This window comes from Methanosarcina sp. (assembly GCF_035390745.1).
In the GTDB taxonomy this organism is placed as follows: Archaea; Halobacteriota; Methanosarcinia; order Methanosarcinales; family Methanosarcinaceae; genus Methanosarcina.
In genome coordinates this window covers 1-17,659 of sequence record NZ_DAOOUJ010000062.1, presented here as the reverse complement: position 1 = coordinate 17,659, position 17,659 = coordinate 1, and the positions used below count along the sequence as shown (strand labels likewise).

Annotated in this window: 20 protein-coding genes; 3 read left to right on the top strand and 17 right to left on the bottom strand. The window is 41.5% G+C overall.

The window, feature by feature from the left end; genetic code table 11:
- Positions 1-24: 24 nt before the first annotated feature.
- Positions 25-351, top strand: coding sequence for a DMT family transporter (locus tag PLL47_RS12370; protein WP_324446514.1), 327 nt, complete (start codon positions 25-27; stop codon positions 349-351).
- A gap of 128 nt (positions 352-479) precedes the next feature.
- Here PLL47_RS12370 and PLL47_RS12365 read toward each other — a convergent pair whose 3' ends face one another.
- Entirely contained in the window at positions 480-1,163 is a 684-nt protein-coding gene (locus PLL47_RS12365) for a class I SAM-dependent methyltransferase (protein ID WP_324446512.1), read from the bottom strand.
- 982 nt (positions 1,164-2,145) lie between these two features.
- Between PLL47_RS12365 and PLL47_RS12360 the strand changes: the two genes are divergently transcribed.
- The gene (locus tag PLL47_RS12360; protein ID WP_324446511.1) at positions 2,146-2,349 is read left to right on the top strand and encodes a hypothetical protein; all 204 of its coding nucleotides are present in this window, start codon (positions 2,146-2,148) and stop codon (positions 2,347-2,349) included.
- A 4-nt stretch (positions 2,350-2,353) separates the two neighbouring features.
- Here PLL47_RS12360 and PLL47_RS12355 read toward each other — a convergent pair whose 3' ends face one another.
- The 16 genes from PLL47_RS12355 to PLL47_RS12280 all read right to left on the bottom strand — a co-directional run bounded on the left by PLL47_RS12355 (position 2,354) and on the right by PLL47_RS12280 (position 16,621).
- Entirely contained in the window at positions 2,354-2,548 is a 195-nt protein-coding gene (locus PLL47_RS12355; protein WP_324446520.1) for a YwbE family protein, read from the bottom strand.
- A gap of 106 nt (positions 2,549-2,654) precedes the next feature.
- Positions 2,655-2,897 carry a hypothetical protein gene (locus PLL47_RS12350; RefSeq protein ID WP_324446509.1) on the bottom strand — a complete coding sequence of 81 codons (243 nt, stop codon included), beginning with the start codon at positions 2,895-2,897 and terminating at the stop codon, positions 2,655-2,657.
- A 182-nt stretch (positions 2,898-3,079) separates the two neighbouring features.
- Positions 3,080-5,971, bottom strand: a complete 2,892-nt coding sequence (locus PLL47_RS12345; protein WP_324446507.1) for a heavy metal translocating P-type ATPase — start codon at positions 5,969-5,971, stop codon at positions 3,080-3,082.
- Between the two features lie 33 nt (positions 5,972-6,004).
- A complete protein-coding gene (locus tag PLL47_RS12340) occupies positions 6,005-6,220 on the bottom strand; it encodes a heavy-metal-associated domain-containing protein (protein ID WP_324446518.1) in 216 nt (71 codons plus the stop codon).
- 163 nt (positions 6,221-6,383) lie between these two features.
- Complete coding sequence (locus PLL47_RS12335; RefSeq protein ID WP_324446505.1) at positions 6,384-6,629, bottom strand: heavy-metal-associated domain-containing protein; 246 nt, start codon at positions 6,627-6,629, stop codon at positions 6,384-6,386.
- A 365-nt stretch (positions 6,630-6,994) separates the two neighbouring features.
- Positions 6,995-7,378, bottom strand: coding sequence for a 4Fe-4S dicluster domain-containing protein (locus tag PLL47_RS12330; protein ID WP_324446503.1), 384 nt, complete (start codon positions 7,376-7,378; stop codon positions 6,995-6,997).
- A gap of 17 nt (positions 7,379-7,395) precedes the next feature.
- On the bottom strand, positions 7,396-8,472 hold the full coding sequence (locus PLL47_RS12325; RefSeq protein ID WP_324446501.1) for a hydrogenase large subunit: 1,077 nt from the start codon (positions 8,470-8,472) through the stop codon (positions 7,396-7,398).
- 22 nt (positions 8,473-8,494) lie between these two features.
- On the bottom strand, positions 8,495-8,848 hold the full coding sequence (locus PLL47_RS12320) for an NADH-quinone oxidoreductase subunit C (protein ID WP_324446499.1): 354 nt from the start codon (positions 8,846-8,848) through the stop codon (positions 8,495-8,497).
- Positions 8,841-9,311: an NADH-quinone oxidoreductase subunit B family protein gene (locus tag PLL47_RS12315; protein ID WP_324446497.1), complete on the bottom strand. Its 471-nt coding sequence runs from the start codon at positions 9,309-9,311 to the stop codon at positions 8,841-8,843. Before PLL47_RS12315 ends, PLL47_RS12320 begins: the two co-directional genes overlap by 8 nt.
- A 13-nt stretch (positions 9,312-9,324) precedes the next feature.
- A complete protein-coding gene (locus PLL47_RS12310; protein ID WP_324446496.1) occupies positions 9,325-10,197 on the bottom strand; it encodes a respiratory chain complex I subunit 1 family protein in 873 nt (290 codons plus the stop codon).
- Positions 10,197-12,119: an NADH-quinone oxidoreductase subunit 5 family protein gene (locus tag PLL47_RS12305; protein ID WP_324446495.1), complete on the bottom strand. Its 1,923-nt coding sequence runs from the start codon at positions 12,117-12,119 to the stop codon at positions 10,197-10,199. The genes PLL47_RS12310 and PLL47_RS12305 overlap by 1 nt, the downstream gene beginning before the upstream one ends.
- Before the next feature lie 922 nt (positions 12,120-13,041).
- Complete coding sequence (gene hypE / locus PLL47_RS12300; protein ID WP_324446494.1) at positions 13,042-14,088, bottom strand: hydrogenase expression/formation protein HypE; 1,047 nt, start codon at positions 14,086-14,088, stop codon at positions 13,042-13,044.
- Between the two features lie 32 nt (positions 14,089-14,120).
- Positions 14,121-14,786, bottom strand: a complete 666-nt coding sequence (gene hypB / locus PLL47_RS12295; RefSeq protein WP_324446516.1) for a hydrogenase nickel incorporation protein HypB — start codon at positions 14,784-14,786, stop codon at positions 14,121-14,123.
- Between the two features lie 23 nt (positions 14,787-14,809).
- The gene (gene hypA, locus PLL47_RS12290; RefSeq protein ID WP_324446493.1) at positions 14,810-15,232 is read right to left on the bottom strand and encodes a hydrogenase maturation nickel metallochaperone HypA; all 423 of its coding nucleotides are present in this window, start codon (positions 15,230-15,232) and stop codon (positions 14,810-14,812) included.
- The gene (gene hypD, locus PLL47_RS12285) at positions 15,225-16,343 is read right to left on the bottom strand and encodes a hydrogenase formation protein HypD (protein WP_324446492.1); all 1,119 of its coding nucleotides are present in this window, start codon (positions 16,341-16,343) and stop codon (positions 15,225-15,227) included. The genes hypA and hypD overlap by 8 nt, the downstream gene beginning before the upstream one ends.
- Positions 16,344-16,360: 17 nt before the next feature.
- Positions 16,361-16,621, bottom strand: coding sequence for a HypC/HybG/HupF family hydrogenase formation chaperone (locus PLL47_RS12280; RefSeq protein ID WP_324446491.1), 261 nt, complete (start codon positions 16,619-16,621; stop codon positions 16,361-16,363).
- 851 nt (positions 16,622-17,472) lie between these two features.
- Here PLL47_RS12280 and PLL47_RS12275 point away from each other — a divergent pair.
- Positions 17,473-17,659 (top strand): twin-arginine translocation signal domain-containing protein (locus PLL47_RS12275; protein ID WP_324446490.1); only part of this gene is annotated, 187 nt, incomplete at its 3' end.

Sequence of the window (17,659 nt, the reverse complement as noted above, 5' to 3'; positions counted from 1 at the left end):
TAATAGAAATAAAATAATCCATTGATGAACCATTACTACCTTCTGTTACTTGCAATATTGTTTGAGGTTTGCGGAACAACCTGCATGAAGTTATCCGAAGGTTTTTCAAAACTAATTCCATCGGTTTTGATTTTTGTATTTTATGCGGTCAGTTTCTTTTTCTTTACCCTTGCTCTTAAAGGAATAGATGTGAGCATCGCGTATGCAATATGGGCAGGGCTGGGTACTGCTCTTATTACGGTAGTTGGAATATTCTGGTTCAGAGAACCTGCCTCTGCCCTCAAGCTAATTTCTCTTGTTGTTGTAATTGCAGGAGTTATCGGGCTTCATCTGAGTGATAGAGCAGTCTAACTATTTGTAACCGGATTAACCTTATTGAAAGGATTTTCTAATCCTGAATTAAGCCTTAAGTTTAGCGGAAGTCTTAAGGTGAAAGATGAGTTTCTCCTGTTTCAGATAAAAAGCAGTCTGCAGGAGCTTCAAAGTTTTTTAGCGATAACTACAAACCCTAAAACTTTATTTCCAGTCCTTGTCTTCAGCTCTTCAACCCTGAAATAATCAACCTCAAACCCGCAGTCTACAAGCAGAAGCACAAGCTCTTTTTCAGTGAAATGGTGTGCAATAAACTCAACCTCTCCTGTTTCAGGATTGCGGGCAAGAAAAGAACCCTCTTCTTTTGTAACCGCGAAGTCCTCTAGATATCGTTTTCTGTAAGGCTGGAGGTGCCAGCTCTGGCCGAATTCCACAAGGTAAAGGTATCCTCCAGGTTTAAGGACTCTAAAAGCTTCCTGAATTATCCTGGTTCTTTCCTGCAGGTCCGGCACAGTTGTCAAAAATGCCTGCATGACTGCAATATCGAAGCTTGATTCCAGGAAAGGAAGGGCAGAAGCATTCCCCACCTTAAACTCAGCCTTTCCTTCTATTTTCGTATCCAGATCCAGATTTTTCGCAGCGGCTTCTGCAAGCCTGACGGCTTCAGCGTTTATGTCTATTCCTGTTACCGAATATCCCAGAGAAGCGAGCTCAAGGCTAATTTTTCCAAATCCGCACCCTATATCTAGAATTTTGTGACCTTTCCGCAGATAGTTATAGATTATGGGGTAAAGCTCAAGGCTCGAGGGTATATTTTTTCCAGCTACCTTTTCCCAGTATGACTCTGGCATAAAGGACCAGATGCGGGTGAAGAATAAAGAATATTTCGGAATCTATACCGTATAAAGAGAGACAAGAGAAAAAAGGTTAAAGAGAATTGCTATAAAGCGAAACAATAGATGGAAACAAAAGAGGTGAAAAAAATAGAATGGGGGTAGATAAATCATCGGAAATCAATAAAGATATTCCAGGCAACTCCTGAATCCGCCCTCAGATGTTGCCTGAAAAATGCTTATTGTTAAGGGTTAACCCCGTTAACGCGAACTTAGACACCGCCTCAGTACCGTTTAACCCAGGGTTTCAATCCCGCGCAGACCTGTGACAACCTGTCCAGGTCACAAAAATATAATCTTTGCGGGATAACACTCAGCGACCTCTGCTGCAGGTTCCGGAAGGAATCGGACGTTGACATCATATAGTTGCAACACAAGTCGCTGTTTCATGATGGAAATACCCTTAACACCAGGTTTTTCTCAATGTTTTGGAGTACTTACTTTTTGGAGATATGTTCTTCTCTGTTTTTTGAGACCTTTATTTTCCTTTTTTAAAGATCTTTATTTCCTTCACATTCTTAAAGATCTTATACTTCCCGTGGATTGTTTCAAAGCTTTTAGTATCGCTTTCTCTGAAAAATTCCTTGGGATTAGAAATTCATATTGTAAAATTAGAATATAAGTTTACTTTTTGTAATAGTTCTGCAAACCTGCCAGAAATATGCATTTAAAGCTTGATAATACTTTGTTTCCCTTGATAAAAGATCTGCACAATTTAGAACTACTAAAAAGTGTGCATATTCTCTTTTAATTATCAGAAACGTTATTTATACGGAAATTTATCAAATACTGGTCTTTCAACACCCTTCAATATATCTTTTAATATGTAAAATAAGCGGCAAGGAAAATGGACAAAATTTGGATATCTGAAAAGGCTTTAAACTTTACCTCAGGCTCCAAAAAACCGAAAGAATCTCATAGACTGCTTTCCTGGAGAAAAATGCAGGGAATTAAAGGAAGTGATCTGGAGCTTGCAGGAAAAGAGAAAATAGCTCACTCCAAAAACAGACAATATAGAAAACAAAGACCCTGCCTCTATTCAAAAAACAATAGATTCCTGCACAGCTCAAAATGTGATGTCAAAGATAGAAACAGGATGATTCAGGACTGTTTTTTACAAAGGGTGGTCTTCAGGAAAATTTAAACTTTTAGTAAATTTCCTTGACCCTGCCAACCTGCCCATCTGTTAGCTGAACTTTGATCCCGTGAGGATGGTTCGAAGAGCTGGTTAAAATTCTCTTCACAACGCCCCTGGTAATTTTCCCGGTTCTCTGATCCTGCTTTAAAACAATTCCTACATTCAATCCTTCTTTGATGTTTGATCTTATGCTGCCGTTATTCATAGCAGAAGGTAAATTCACTGATATATAAATCAGTTCGTTTTAAAAAACTGTTTTTAGCCGGTAACGATTAATATTTCCACAAAGATTATTTTACTGATTTTGTCACTTATTCTCTGCTTTCAAGCCAGTCCATTACTCTGGGCCAGAGAGACAATGAGATAATCATGGTAATTATAAAAACAAATATGCAGCCTGCAACTATATCTACCAGAGTGTAAGCTGCTTCTCCAGCGTACATATTGGCTAACAGAGCGCCGAGAAGGAAGAGATTCATCAGCACTATGGAAGTGGCAATACTTGAGAGAAGCACAATTCTGTCCCTCTTTTCTCTGGATTCGAATTTTACCATATGATCACTGCCATTAACCGCATTTCAGAATTTCCGGAAATCCGTCCTGTAAGAGGTATACCGGGTATTTTAAGAAAGAACGCAGGAAAGTTCTGTCAGCAGGCCTCCTGCCCTCTTTTTTTCCGCTTAGCTCTCAATATCAGCCTTAAAAATATTCAGCTTCAAAAACATCTGCCCTGAAATTATTTTATCCTGCTTCTCTTCATCAGCAGGGAATTGGTTGTCACTGAAACTGAACTCAATGCCATGAAAGCAGCAGCCAGTTCCGGTGTGATAAGGATCCGGTGAAAAACTGGGTAGAGGACTCCTGCTGCAACAGGGATGCCTATTGTGTTATACCCAAAAGCCCATATAAGGTTCTGCTTAATTTTACTGATAGTAAGCCTGCTCAGGCGGAGGGCTGCAACCACATCTCTGGGATCATTTTTTATAAGCACGATTTTTGCGGACTCCATTGCCACATCTGTCCCTGCTCCCATTGCGATTCCTACATCGGACTGGATAAGGGCAGGAGCATCATTAATGCCATCTCCCACCATTCCAACAAGCTTGCCCTCACTCTGAAGCTTCCTGATTTCTTTTGCTTTATCCTCCGGAAGGACTTCAGCAAGCACCCTCTGAATTCCTAGCTCTGCTGCAATCGCCCTGGCTGTTACAGCATTATCGCCGGTTATCATAACCACTTCGATACCCATTTTTTTCAGGGTCTCTACCGCTTCTTTAGAATTCTCCTTTAGGGTATCGGCAACTGCAACCAGCCCTATGGCTTCGCCCCCAAGAGCAACAAGCATTGCAGTTTTCCCGTTTTCTTCAAATTTGCGCATTTCAGTTTCAAGTCCAATAAAAGGAATTGAGTTTTCTTCCATGAGCTTGCGGGTGCCGAGAAGAATCCTCTGGTCTTCAAGATATGCCTCGATCCCTTTTCCGGGAATTGAACGGAAATTTTTTGCCTCTGCAAGGCCGACTTTTCTTTCATCCGCACCCCTAACAATGGCTTCCCCAAGAGGGTGTTCTGACCCTTTTTCAGCCGTTGCAGCAATAAAAAGGATTTCATTATCCTCGCGTCCGGAAACCGCAAATACATCTGTCAGTTTAGGAGTGCCTTCGGTAAGGGTCCCTGTTTTGTCAAAAACGATGGTATCAAGTTTATGCGCCCTTTCAAGAGCTTGTCCGCCCTTTATAAGAATCCCGCTCTCAGCTCCTTTACCGGTGCCGACCATAATGGCTGCAGGGGTTGCAAGCCCAACTGCACATGGGCAGGAAATCACAAGGACAGTGATTGCGATAAGCAAAGAAAAAAGGAATGGGCTGGTTCCTCTGAGAGCTGCGGACTCTCCTACGTCATATCGCCAGTAACCGAGGAAAAACCAGAAGAAGAACGCCAGAAGAGCAATTATATGTACGGCTACTATGAAGTTGCCGGCAAAAACATCTGCAATTCTCTGAATAGGAGCTTTGCTCGTCTGGGCGGCTTCTACAAGCTTGATTATCTGGGCAAGGGTGGTATCGGCTCCAACCTTTGTAGCCCGAAACCGAAATGAGCCCGTCCTGTTAATGGTAGCCCCGATAACAGTGTTTCCTGCACCTTTTTCAACCGGGATGCTCTCCCCGGTAATCATGGACTCATCCACTGCAGAGCTTCCTTCAACTACAATCCCATCAACAGGTATCTTTTCACCAGGTCGAACCACTACAATGTCTCCAACAACTACCTCTTCCACAGGAACCTCTTTTTCCACGCCGTCTACAAGAATCCTTGAGGTTTTTGCCCTCAAACCCATGAGCTTGCGTATAGCCTCAGAGGTTCTGCCCCGCGCCCTGGCTTCAATGTACCTGCCGAAGACAATGAAAATTATCAGGAAAGCCACTGTATCATAGTAAAGGACGTCATATCCAGGCCCCAGGTCAAGGAAAGTTGCTGCTACACTGATAAGATAGGCTGCCCCTGTCCCCGCAGCAATCAAAAGATTCATATCGGTTACGCCGTGCTTGAAACCTTTAACAGTCCCGACAAAAAACTGCCTTCCAGGAAAGAGAAGGATAAGACTGGACATTATGAAAAGCACTATGTGATTGGTAAATATATCAGGCACAAAAGAGAGAAAAGGAAACATCATGCTCATGTTTCCGAGAGACACGGGGATACCCAGAAGGAGGGCAATAATCAGGTTATTTCTCTGTCTGCGGATCTCAGCTTCCCCTGACATCTGTTCCCTGTCTTCATATTCTACATTCTCAGCCTGAACAGATGCTCCATAACCGATTCCCTGAACTGCAGCAATGATTTCCCTGACCGAAACACGTCCCGAATCAAAATCCACAAAGGCTTTTTCAAGAGGAAAATTTACTGAAGCCGAGATTACACCTTCGGTTTTATTGAGGATCTTCTCGATATTTGCGGCACATGATGCGCAGCTCATGCCCTGGAGGTTCAGGGTTACCTTATCTTTCTCGACTTTATACCCTATGGATTCGATAGCATCTTCAATTTCCCTGGGAGAGACCATAGAAGGATCAAAGCTAACTTTTGCCCTTCCAAGTTCCAGATTAACGGCTGCAGAATCAACGCCTTCTTTTTTTTTCAGGACTTTTTCGATGTTCAGAGCGCAGGCCGAACAGGTCATCCCTGAAACTCCGAGAGTGATTTCTTTCAACCCTGCTTTCTTGCCTGAGCCGGAGGACACATCTTTTTCTGCTTCATCTATCAGAGGGCATGCTTCTGTAAGAGGACAGGTCTGAGAAACTTCTTCCACTGCCATTTCAGCCCCTTCTAAAGGCATAGATCCGGGTTCTGAAATTGGTCCTGAAGGCGTTTCTTCCCTGAGAGCTTCAGGGGTTTCTGCCTTTATCCCCTCTTCAGATTCTGCTTCGCGCTCTGTAGAATACCCTGCCTTTCGGACAGCTTCTTTTATATCATCAAGGCTTAATTTTTCAGGATCAAAATTAACAGTTGCACTTTCGGCTTCGAGATTTACATCTACAGATTCCACGCCATCAAGGGAAACAATAGCATCCGCTACTCTTTTCTGGCAGTGACCACAGGTCATGCCGTAAACTCCTATCGAAACTTCCATGGATATGCCGCCTAGCCAGATTTACCCGGTCGCTTAAAAGGCTTTCATGGGCTCTCTTACATTTTTGTAACCTGCTTCGAACAGGGTCATCCTTATGACGTGTGCATCGGTTATCCGGCTGTCATAGGTTACGTACACTGTCTTCTCAGGGACGTTTACATTTACGCGGGAAACCCCGTTGATTGAGGTAATGAGTCTGATAACTGTGTCTTTGCAGTACCTGCAAATCATATCATCTATTACAAATATTGTCTCCCCGATGTCTTCACCCCCGGATAGTCAGCTGCTTTTTAAGCAGATGCTTTACCCTATTATAAAAATCTGTACTTTTTACTATATAATAAATTCCTCTAACCAAAAAATTGAGTAATTTGAGACTCATTATTTTGAGAGCCAAACGCCTCAGTTCAGATCAGACGGGCTCGTAGCCGGTTTCCTTAATTGCAGCTTTGATTTTATCGACATCGGTTTTCTCTTCATCGAACTCGACGACAGCCTGTTTGTTCTCAAGGCTCACATCTACTTTCTTTATGCCCTGCACACCTTCAATTGCCTTTTTGACTCTCATTACACAGTGCCCGCAGGACATGCCTTCAACTTTTATGGTTTCCTGAGTAATTGTTTCAACCTCCAGTGATTTTACTGACCGATTTAACATAATAATTTTATGGATTACTGCATGATTAAACAGATATATGTCAGGTCTGCTGCATAATCCTTTGCGCCCTCACCGGATTGGCAGGAAAAAATTGCCCTCTAATTTAAGCCTGAGCAGGTAAAAAGCAGGAAAAATCAGAATAGTCAAAAAATCGAACATCTGAAAGGAAGAAAAAAATATCTGAATTAATGTAAAAAATGAAGAACTTATGTTTTTTCTCTACTCAGATATTTTTGGGGAATTTATCAAAATAAATTCCCCTGCTGGTTTCTTTTTCAGACCTGGAAACGGTAATTTTGTTTTTAAGCCGAGAATCTGAAAAATAACACTGATTCCATAGAAAAATAAAAATTTAAATTAAATTTTTATTTTGAAGACGCTGCTTTTGAAGGTGCAGCTTTATCTGCTTTTGGTTTGTCTACTACAGGAACCAGTACTTTAACAGTCTCTTTCGCACCAGTTTTTACCCTTTCATTAGATACTGACAGACAGTTCTTCGGGCAGCCGGCAACGCATTCGGTGCACATAATGCATCGGAACAGGTTAATTTCCCATGTCTTGTCCGCTTTGGTAACTGTAATCGCATCAGGGGGACATTTCTTCTGACATAGACCGCAGAGAATACAGTTTTCTGGAGCGAAAGCAATCCGTCCTTTAAACTCTTTAAAAGGTGCCCTTATCTCGAAGGGGTAGAGTCTGGTAGCAGGTTTATGAGTAACATTTGTTAATACAAGGTTTAACATGCCCATTATTATCACCCTTCTTTTTATCTTTCAGTGCAGCTAATGCAGGGATCTATAGTAAGTACAACTATAGGGACATCAGCAAGTTTTACTCCAGGGAGTGTCAGTAATAGTGAAGGTATGTTTGCAAAGGTAGGGGTCCTGATTTTAAGCCTTTCCAGGTTTTTGGTGCCATTACCTTTTACATAATATACGACTTCGCCTCTGGGCTGCTCAGTCCTCATAATCGCTTCACCGGTAGGGAAGCCCTTTATGGGTGTTGCAATATCACCATTAGGCAGCTTGGAGATTGCATTCCTTATTATTTTTATAGACTCGTATAATTCTTTCACTCTTACTAAAGTCCTGGAATAACAGTCTCCATCTTTCTCGACAACTGGCTTAAAGCCCAGATCCCTGTAGATATCCCAGTCAGCTGATTCTCTCAGGTCACTGCTAACTCCACTTCCTCTAAGTGTAGGACCAACAGTTCCAGCCTCATATGCAAGCTGCTTTGACATTGTGGCTAATCCCACCGTTCTTTTCTTAACGGTGTAGTTATTTACGAATACTTTTTCGAGGTCTTTAACCTGAGATTCCACTGTGTCGAGCATCTTCAGAATCATATCAATCTGTTCTTTAGTCAGATCTTTGCTGACTCCTCCGACTCTGGATATTGAGTGTATGACTCTGTTTCCACAGATTCTCTCCAGTACATCCAGTACCGGCTCTCTGTACTTCCAGCATTCATAGAAGAGACTTTCAAACCCAAAACCATCTGCAAACAGACCAAGCCAGAGAAGATGACTGTGAACTCTGTTGAGTTCACCGACAATCACCCGGATGTACTCTGCTCTTTCAGGGACTTCGACATCGAATAGTTTTTCGACTGCCTTTGTATAAGTTATACCGTGAAGGGCACTGCATATTCCGCAGATTCTCTCACAGATATAGGTTGTTTGATTGTAGTCCTTTGTATCTATGAATTTTTCAAGCCCTCTGTGCACATAGCCCAGAGAGGGAAGTGCTCCAACAACAACATCATTGTCCAGTTCAAGTTTTAATGATACTGGCTCGGGTAAAACGGGGTGCTGAGGACCAAAAGGTATTACGGTTGTCATGTGATTCTCCTCTCAAATTGCTTTAAGCCAGTGGGGCTTTTGGACTGTTTGGCGTCAGGTAAAGGTGTCCTTTATAGTCTATTGCTAAACCATCGAAAGTCAATCCGAAGAGATCCTGGTACTCGTTCTCGATCAAAAGTGCACACAGGTAAATGCCTGATACGCTCTTGGGTTTTTCACCTGGTTTCACAAAGTACCTCAGGTTTTTCAGTTTGTTATCTTTGTCAAAGATGTATATCAACTCGTGGCCATCGTCCTTTTTCAAGCATATCATAGTAGCATATCGATAGCCATCATTTTTTAAACCCTCAACAGCTTTTAGCAGTTCTCCACTGCTTTTTATTTCTACTATGTCTTTAATTACGTTATCAAGCATTTGATGGCACCTCTTTTCCTTTCAATGGTACTTCTTTTCCTTTGATATTCCCTTTCTTCTTGTTTTCAAGTATTGAAAGCGCTGCAACTACGCCGTCAAGTATGGCTTCAGGTCTTGGGCAGCATCCGGGAACATATGCATCTACGGGTATTACCTGGTCCACTCCGCCTATCACATTATAGCAGTTGTGGAATATCCCGCCTGTAGATGCGCAGGCGCCTACAGCTAAAACAACTTTCGGGTCCGGGATCTGGTTATAAATGTTTTTAAGCACATTGACATTTTTGTAATTTATCGAGCCTGTAACTACCATTATATCGGCTTGCTTGGGAGTGCCAATGTTTAAGACGCCAAATCTTTCAGCATCATATAAAGGAGTAAGACAGGCTACTACCTCAATGTCACAGCCATTGCAGCTGTTACAATTCACATGTATTATCCATGGTGATTTTGCTAAACTCATAAATAGCCCTCTTTCACACTACTTTTACTCCACTTACGTACAGGTATGCTATGTTCACAAGGGAAATTACCAGCAGGAATGTCCAGCTTAATTTGAGCATCCACTGCCAGTATACTCTTGCAGTAATGTTATCTACAACGATTACCAGCAAGAAAGCAATGATACCTAGAAGCACACCTATTATTGGGGTTGATGCCCAGAATAAGAATATGAGTCCAGTTAAGAACACGTATTCATAGAAGTGCGCGATTTCAACGGTAGCCAGCCCTGGTCCTGAATATTCGGTAAGCATACCTTTAACCAGCTCCTGGTGAGCATGGTGAGAGGTTGAATAATCAAAGGGTGACTTTTTCAGTTTTATATTCAGAACAACTATCATTGCTATGAATATAAGAGGGGTATATATCAGGATAGGGGAAGATGCCTCTACTACTGCAGATAATTTGAAAGTTCCTGTCAGCAGGTATATTGCAAGAGCATATAAGATTAAAACTGGCTCATAGGAAAGTATAGCCATAATCTCCCTTGAACTTCCTGCTCTGGCGTATGGAGAGCCAGTGCTCATGCCTCCTACTATGAGAGCCACTGAAGCTACTGTGTATACGAATATTATCATCAGCATATCTGCCTTGAACACCAGCATCAAGAGACTCAAGACTATAAAGATCAGGTACACGACTACGTAGAAGTTCTGTGACCCGTTTACAATCATGTTGTCTTTGCTCAGAAGCTTCTTGACATCATAGTACGGCTGTAAAAGAGGAGGACCAACTCTACCCTGTAATCTTGCAGTGATTTTCCGGTCAATTCCAGAAGCTAAACAGCCTATGATAGGAGCACCAATCAGGACCAGAACAGCCAATAAAACATCGTTCATAGCCACCATTAGAGCATCCCTCCTGCTAATGCAATTACAATAAGAATTATGGAAATTGCATATCCGAGTGTTGTAAGTTTATTTTCTCCAAAGGTATTCTGGAGATATATGTTAGAGACACTGCTTTTATCGTAAGCGCAGAGCCCATTTCTGAACATTAATTTGTCCTTTTCCAGGTTGTTTTCTCCACACATATAATATCCAGCCATGCGGGGAGTGAACATATTTTTGGTAGCTAAATAGATTATAACAGCCAGAACAAGCACTGCGAATATTGCTGCGTAAGCAAATTCCCCTATTTCAGAGGTGAATTGTCCTGCCTGTCCAGTTACAGCAGGGACGGTTTTGAGCAATATTTCAACCTGGGGTTTAATGAAGTAATCATAAACCTGGAACACAAGAATGCTTGTAACTACAATGGCTAATCCCAGGACTGACAGCGGGAAATACGTTTCCGCTCTCTTATTGTGAACTGAGTATTTATCCATGGTTGAGGATAAGACTGTTCCAAGCCATTTAGAGTAATAGACTGTAGTGAGTGCACTTCCGAGTATAAGGAAGACTATCACAATAGGGTTGTTTGAAGCAGCTTCCATTGACACCCACTTTGTAAGCAACACGCCAAAAGGAGGTAACAGCATGGATACCATTCCCAGCGCTATGAGGGTTGTGAGATATGGAGCCTTTTTAATTAACCCTGCCATGTCCTCGATATCTCTGCTTCCAATGGTGTGCTCAATTTCTCCGGTGCAGAGGAACAGGAGAGCTTTGGATATTGCGTGGAACAGAATGAGCATAATTGCAGCAGCTACAGCCAGAGGGGTACCAATTCCAGCGCTTGCAATAATTAATCCCAGGTTTGCAATTGTGGAGTAAGCAAGCACTCTTTTAGCATTCCTTTGAGATAAGGCTAAAGCTGAGCACATAACGAAGGTAAAGCTTCCGTAAACTGCAATAGCTGTTCCGAGGCTTGAGCCCGCAAATGCTGGTACAAGTTTGACAACTAAAAACACACCGGCGTTCACCATCGTGCTTGAGTGAAGTAAGGCAGAAACCGGGGTTGGAGCTACCATTGCGCCCAGGAGCCAGCTATTGAAAGGCATCTGAGCAGATTTCGCAAAGCCTCCGATACAGAGTAAAGCAACAGGAAGAGCTACAGCGGCCATCGCTGCGGCATCAGTTCCGGCGTAAGTTCCAATTCCAGAAAGAGTACTTATATCATAATTAGTAGCGAGAAGAATTATGCCTACAGATAAAGCAATTCCACCAATCAGGTTTAAAGCCAGAGCTCTGAAACCATTGTTTATTCCTTCCTGATCCATGTTGTATGAGATCAAAACGAATGAACAGAGAGTTGTCAGTTCCCAGAAGAGATAAAGCCAGTTAAGGGTGTCAGCCATGACAAGACCATTCATGGCTGCTAAGAAGAAACTCATTGTAAAGTAAAATGTTCTCTGTCTGTGAAGATGCCTGTGTTCTTCATATTCATCCATATAACCGGTTGCGAATAATATGATTGCAGTACCGACTATATTAACAATTAATATCATTACCTGAGAAAATGGATCAATATTAAAAACAGCACTTTCAACTTCAGGAACATTCCCTGGAAGAAGGGTATAACCTGTTATAGCTGCTGAAATTATTCCCAGTCCAAGAGTAGGTAAGTTTTTGAATTTTATTGATACAGCAAATATAAACAATATTACAAGTACTTCAAGTACAAGAACAATGTTTTCAACCATTGCAAAATTTGATCCAGTTATTTCGTAGACTCCAGCACCATCCCGAACTAACTGAACTGAAGCAATTACCCCAAATATAAAGAAAGCCCAGGCAAGAACTTTATACATACTTTTGCCAAGACCTAGGAATAAAAACGAAAAAAGTAGGGGTACTGCGATTAATAGCATTACTGTTGTTTCCATCATACAACGTATCCTCCGACCTATTTCCTCCTATCTGTTTACCTTAGACCTATACTGTTGGGACTTACACACTTGAAGAATAAAATCAAACTCAATAAGCTTTGTGAGGAGTGTACGTTTTTAACAGTTCAAGGCTTACGATATTGATTTCTCAATCCAACCGAGTAGTTTCCGGAACATGTAAGAACATATAAAATATTGTGGACAATATTGTGGACAAAATTGCCCATAATAATTATAAGCCCTTAAATTAAAATTATAACAAAATAATAATGCCCAAACAACGTAGAGATATATAATATCTACGCTTCCAACTGTTAATCTATCATAGCCATATTTAAACATGATGATTTTTTTCCCACTTTTATATTAATCATATGAATAATAGGCTGAATTGTCAAAAAAAAACAATCTCAGGTGTCGCCGGAGAAAATACGACAAAAAACCCCCCAGTTTAAGAAGAGTATTCAGTACGACTAAAAATTCCCCTATAAATATATTGTGGAACATTAAAAAAATAAAGACTTGCCTTCTTTATGAAAGACTGAATAAAGCACTTTTTCAGAAACAATAAAATATCCAGTCAAGTATGATAAAAATATATTAACTTCAAAAATTTACATTAAAAGCCACCTGCATGTATCCTGAAGAAAGTTCTTAAGTTTTTGATAGCGTTATGGAGATTGAATTAATTCCATTACCTTATAAGAGTGGAAAGAAAATGCATACGAATTATATGGGGATTTGAAAAATGTAATTAAAGAGAAATTAATAACTTATCCTGATATTCAGTGATGAAACATAGATGAAAATCAGGAAAGACAACACCTGTTTTATGCAGCCTTTAATATAAAATATGCATTCATTTTACATGGTCCCGAGTCGCAGTTTATGTATAAGCAACTCGGGAGAAACGGAAATTCTTTCAACAAACTCTGGGAATTGGATCTCCTGAAGGCACATCCACATAACGCATTCCGCCGAAACGGTTTCTGAGGATCACCTCCCCCTTATTATCCTCTGTAACTTCCCCTATAAGAGCTGCATTTTTGCCGTAGGGATGCAACCTGAGGATTGAGAGAACCTCTTCTTCATAACCCGCCCTTACTCCAATAACTGCTTTTCCTTCATTTGCAACCTCAAGGGGATCAAGGCCCAGCATCTCACAGGCTGCAGTGACTGCAGGCTTGTAGGGAATAAGGTTTTCTTCAAGCAGGATTCCTGCTCTGGATTTTACTGCCATTTCATTCAAAGCATTTGCAAGCCCTCCGCGGGTCGGGTCTTTCATAGCTGTTATTACAGGCTCTCCTGCCGGTGTACGGAGTTTAAGGGCTGGTTCAATGAGCTTCCATAAAGGAGCTGAATCCGAAACCAGGTCTGTATCAAAGTCAAAACCCTCCCTGTGAGCCATAAGAGAAATACCGTGATCACCGATAGTGCCTGTTACAAGGATTTTATCTCCAGGCTTCAGGCCCGAATCTCTTACAGGACTGTCCGTTATGCCGAGACCTGCGGTATTGAGGATGATAGAGTCAAGAGCGGTTTTTTCCACGGTTTTGGTGTCTCCAGTGATTATGGGTACGCCAACTTCCGCAGCCGTTTGATCCATTGTTTTGATTATTTCTTCAAATTCGTGGATTGGAAAACCTTCAGGAACTATGACGGCACATGTAAGAGCAAGGGGTTTTGCTCCCATAACCGTAAGATCATTAACTGTACCTGAAACTGCAAGCCTTCCGATGTTTGTATCCGGGAAAAAAGCAGGGGTAATCACATGGCTGTCCGTTGTCAGCACAAGTTCGGAGGCGGAGTTAAAGTTCTCAAGCCTGACAGTAGACCCGTCATCCAGGCTGTCAAGACCTATCGAACCTGCGCTTTTATTACGGAAGTATTTAAGGATAACCTCCCCTATAAGCGCCTGCATTACCTCTCCACCTGCACCGTGTTCCAAAGAAATTGCATTTGATTTCATCTAAAGCTCCTTTTTATCTGCGTAAGACTTCGTTAGAACTGCTCTGTGCTTTTTTTAAGTCCAAGCTCGATGAAGCTAATCCAGGTTTCCAGACTTTCCCAGTCGTGTTTTGAAGTAAGGATAACCGGTACATCAGGATTTAAGGAAAGGATATCTTCTTTCATTTTCTCAGCATCAACATCAACTGCATCAGCGATGTCAACCTTATTTATTACTGCAAGCTCTGAGGTCTTAAAAATCACAGGATGCTTCAGGATAATGTCATCTCCCTCTGTTACGCTCACGATTACAACCCGCAGGTGTTCTCCCAGTTTGAAGTCCACCGGGCAGATAAGGTTACCGACATTTTCAATGATAAGGAGGTCAGTGTTATCGAGATCTATTTCGCCAAGAGCTTTTTCTACCAGCTTTGCATCCAGGTGACATTCCTTTCCCGTATTAACAGGGATTGTCGGCACTCCGAGCTTTCTGAAGCGAGAAGCGTCCATCTCTGCTATAACGTCACCTGCGATTACTGCTATTCTATACCTGTCTTTGAGGTGCTTAATAGCCTCCTCTATCAGGGTGGTCTTTCCTGACCCTATGGCTCCCATAACATTTACTGAGAAGACTCCGTGTTTGTTAAGGACCTTCCTGTTTTTTTCGGCAATTTTATCGTTTGCCTTGAACACATCGTGTCCCATATGGATTACATGCATTAGCATAAACATCACCTGGGGGATTACGTATTATTACTAGCTGCGGCTTGATCCTCTTCCGTTTCGATCTCTATGCTTTTAATGATCAGTTCTCTGCCGCCTGTGATATGAGCCGGTTTTCCACAGACAGGGCATTCAATAGCTGCCACATAAGCAAGGAGTTCACTTTTGAGTCCGTTGTTTTCATGTATTTGCTTCTCGTCCACGGTTCCCGCGTAGCCGCACTCGCATTCCAGAGAGAGTGGCATCATTTCCACAATAAATTCCGCTTTTTCGGCAATGCTTCCTTCTGCAAGAACCTTAAAACAGAAACCCAATTGCTCAGGATTCGTATGGGATAATCTTCCCATTTGAAGAGTCACATGTTTGACTTCTGTTGCTCCGTGCGTTTCGGCAGTTAATTTTACCTGCTCGAAGATTTCACAGGCAATGGATAGTTCATGCAATCTTGCCGCCTCCTACCCTGGAGTATTTGAACCAGTTGTAGCACATGCCCTCCTGACTGACCATGCAGGGACCAGACGGCTTTTTAGGGGTACAGTCTTTCCCGAAGTTTGGGCACTGGGAAGGATTTGCTTTCCCTGTAAGGATAGCTGCACAGATACAGCGTTTTTTGTCTTTTGTTTCGGCTTTTGCTTTTATCTCTGCAAGGGCAGAAGAATAAAGATCTTCATGTTTCTTTGCTGCATCTTTTTCTTCAAACTCTTTCCTGAGCACGAGCCCTGAATCTTCTATGTTCCCGATACCTCTCCACTCAGAGTCTGAAGTTTCAAATACCTCGTTCATCATCTTCAGGGCTATAGTATTTCCTTCTGGTTTTACAACTCTTGGATAGCCATTGTCTACTCTTGAGATTCCTTTCTCAGCCTGCATCTGTAAGAGGCTTATTCCAAGAAGTATGTCTCCTGCTTCAAACCCGCTTACTACAACAGGAAAGCCCTTCTCTGCAAGAGGCTCAAAAGGCTTTGTCCCTATTATGGTCGCCACATGCCCTGGAGCTATAAAAGCGTCAACATTTGTATCACTGGCAAGGAGGTTGATTGCAGGAGGAGTTTGTTTCTGAGAGGCAAGAAGGCTGAAGTTTTCGGGTGTATCTCTTAAAAGAGCCGCCGCATTTGCAGGGACTGTGGTTTCAAACCCTATTCCGAAAAAAACCACTTCTAGCTCAGGTTTTTTTTCTGCAAGGGCTATTGCATCGTCTATGCTGTAGACCATCCTTACATCCGCCCTTTCAGATTTTGCATCCAGCAGGCTTTCTGCCGAACCGGGAACTCTCATCATATCTCCGAAAGTGACTACAGTCGCTCCGCTTTTTGCAAGGGCAATTGCAATATTAACATCTTCTTCAGGAGTAACGCAGACAGGACAGCCTGGACCGCTTATTACTTCTATATTCTGCGGCAGTACACTTCTGAGCCCGTATTTTGCTATGGTTCTTTCGTGCGTTCCGCATACATGCATTATGCGAAGTGGTACTTCCGAATTTTTTATTCTTTCAAGGAGCTTCATTTCGAGTTCAGAAGACGCTGGTTTTGAAAGAGATGTTCCGTTTTCCATATTATCAACATCCACTTTCAATGAGATTCACTTTCTAAGGAGTCGTTTTCATCAAGACCAGCCATTATCTTGAGCAGACGCATGGTTTCTTCACTTTCCTCTTCCGATATCTCAGAGATCGCATATCCAACGTGAACAAGGAAATGCTTTCCGATCATTGACTCCTGTGCACCTCCCATCAGAGCCATATTCACGTCTCTACAGATCCCACCCATGTCAATAGTTGCTGTGTTTTCATCCACAATAGCCGTCATTTTTCCAGGAATTGCTATACACATATGTACCTCTCCGTTTTCTTTCAAATTATAGTCTTTTTAAGAAATTAATGGTTATAGATTAGTTTTCGCGTTCGAGCTATTTTAAAGGAGATGTTTTCATCATAATGAAATATTTTTTTGAAGCCCCAATCAAGAAACTTTGATTTCTTGTATGGTTAACAAGAGACAGAACATTTATTCCAATTTCCCCTTCTCCACTCTCTGTTCATTTTTCCTACTGGTCCTTCTTCCAGTTACTGCCAGCAGAAAAGCATGGTTTATAATGAATAATTATGAATTTAACCGGGTTCAGAATTCTAGAAATAAATCGCTGGAAAAAATTGCTTTTTCGCAATTCTATGGTTCTATTTTATAACGTTTTTGTTTTTCCATTTCATCTACATAATTTGAAAATGTCTTCCCCGGGGTTTATGACCTGCTATCATATATTTTAAAACATGCTCAGAAAATCTTCCATTCAGATCTGATGTGCATAATAGTATTTAGAAGTATTAATAAGTAATACTTATGTGGTATTTTCAGCAAACTTTCATGAAAAATAAGCTCTTATTGTATTTCTTTTTTTCTTTAAAGCCTTCTCATAAAACTTTTTCCCAGGAGTGGCAAACTAATATCATTACTCTTTGACGAACTGCATTATTATTTTAATCATAATTATATCCCTTTTATTATAAATAAGACTCCCTTACCCGACTAATATATTTATCGATCAAAGTAAAAATCCTTAAATACTATTCCCTCATTGAAAACATTAGTGAGGAATTTATAGTTGTATTTATATAATTCTGGAGAGTTTTTAATTAATATATTCTTTAGTATATAAATTTGGGTAAAATCAAGATGTGGTAGAGATGAGTACTGGAACGACAAATCTTGTCCGTACACTGGATAGTGTGGACTTCTTAAAAATGGATCGCCGCACCTTCATGAAGGTAGTGGGTACGGTTGGAGCATCTGCATTTCTGGCCAGCTACAAGACTGATATTGTAAATGCGCTTGAACTTGCAGAGACCAAGCTTGTCTGGCTCCATGGTTCAG

Excerpts from the sequence above, each read along its gene's own strand:
- PLL47_RS12370 (WP_324446514.1), top strand. The coding sequence starts at position 25 with ATGAACCATTACTACCTTCTGTTACTTGCAATATTGTTTGAGGTTTGC.
- PLL47_RS12365 (WP_324446512.1), bottom strand. The coding sequence starts at position 1,163 with ATGCCAGAGTCATACTGGGAAAAGGTAGCTGGAAAAAATATACCCTCG.
- PLL47_RS12360 (WP_324446511.1), top strand. The coding sequence starts at position 2,146 with ATGCAGGGAATTAAAGGAAGTGATCTGGAGCTTGCAGGAAAAGAGAAA.
- PLL47_RS12355 (WP_324446520.1), bottom strand. The coding sequence starts at position 2,548 with ATGAATAACGGCAGCATAAGATCAAACATCAAAGAAGGATTGAATGTA.
- PLL47_RS12350 (WP_324446509.1), bottom strand. The coding sequence starts at position 2,897 with ATGGTAAAATTCGAATCCAGAGAAAAGAGGGACAGAATTGTGCTTCTC.
- PLL47_RS12345 (WP_324446507.1), bottom strand. The coding sequence starts at position 5,971 with ATGGAAGTTTCGATAGGAGTTTACGGCATGACCTGTGGTCACTGCCAG.
- PLL47_RS12335 (WP_324446505.1), bottom strand. The coding sequence starts at position 6,629 with ATGTTAAATCGGTCAGTAAAATCACTGGAGGTTGAAACAATTACTCAG.
- PLL47_RS12330 (WP_324446503.1), bottom strand. The coding sequence starts at position 7,378 with ATGGGCATGTTAAACCTTGTATTAACAAATGTTACTCATAAACCTGCT.
- PLL47_RS12325 (WP_324446501.1), bottom strand. The coding sequence starts at position 8,472 with ATGACAACCGTAATACCTTTTGGTCCTCAGCACCCCGTTTTACCCGAG.
- PLL47_RS12320 (WP_324446499.1), bottom strand. The coding sequence starts at position 8,848 with ATGCTTGATAACGTAATTAAAGACATAGTAGAAATAAAAAGCAGTGGA.
- PLL47_RS12315 (WP_324446497.1), bottom strand. The coding sequence starts at position 9,311 with ATGAGTTTAGCAAAATCACCATGGATAATACATGTGAATTGTAACAGC.
- PLL47_RS12310 (WP_324446496.1), bottom strand. The coding sequence starts at position 10,197 with ATGGTGGCTATGAACGATGTTTTATTGGCTGTTCTGGTCCTGATTGGT.
- PLL47_RS12305 (WP_324446495.1), bottom strand. The coding sequence starts at position 12,119 with ATGATGGAAACAACAGTAATGCTATTAATCGCAGTACCCCTACTTTTT.
- hypE (WP_324446494.1), bottom strand. The coding sequence starts at position 14,088 with ATGAAATCAAATGCAATTTCTTTGGAACACGGTGCAGGTGGAGAGGTA.
- hypB (WP_324446516.1), bottom strand. The coding sequence starts at position 14,786 with ATGCATGTAATCCATATGGGACACGATGTGTTCAAGGCAAACGATAAA.
- hypD (WP_324446492.1), bottom strand. The coding sequence starts at position 16,343 with ATGGAAAACGGAACATCTCTTTCAAAACCAGCGTCTTCTGAACTCGAA.
- PLL47_RS12280 (WP_324446491.1), bottom strand. The coding sequence starts at position 16,621 with ATGTGTATAGCAATTCCTGGAAAAATGACGGCTATTGTGGATGAAAAC.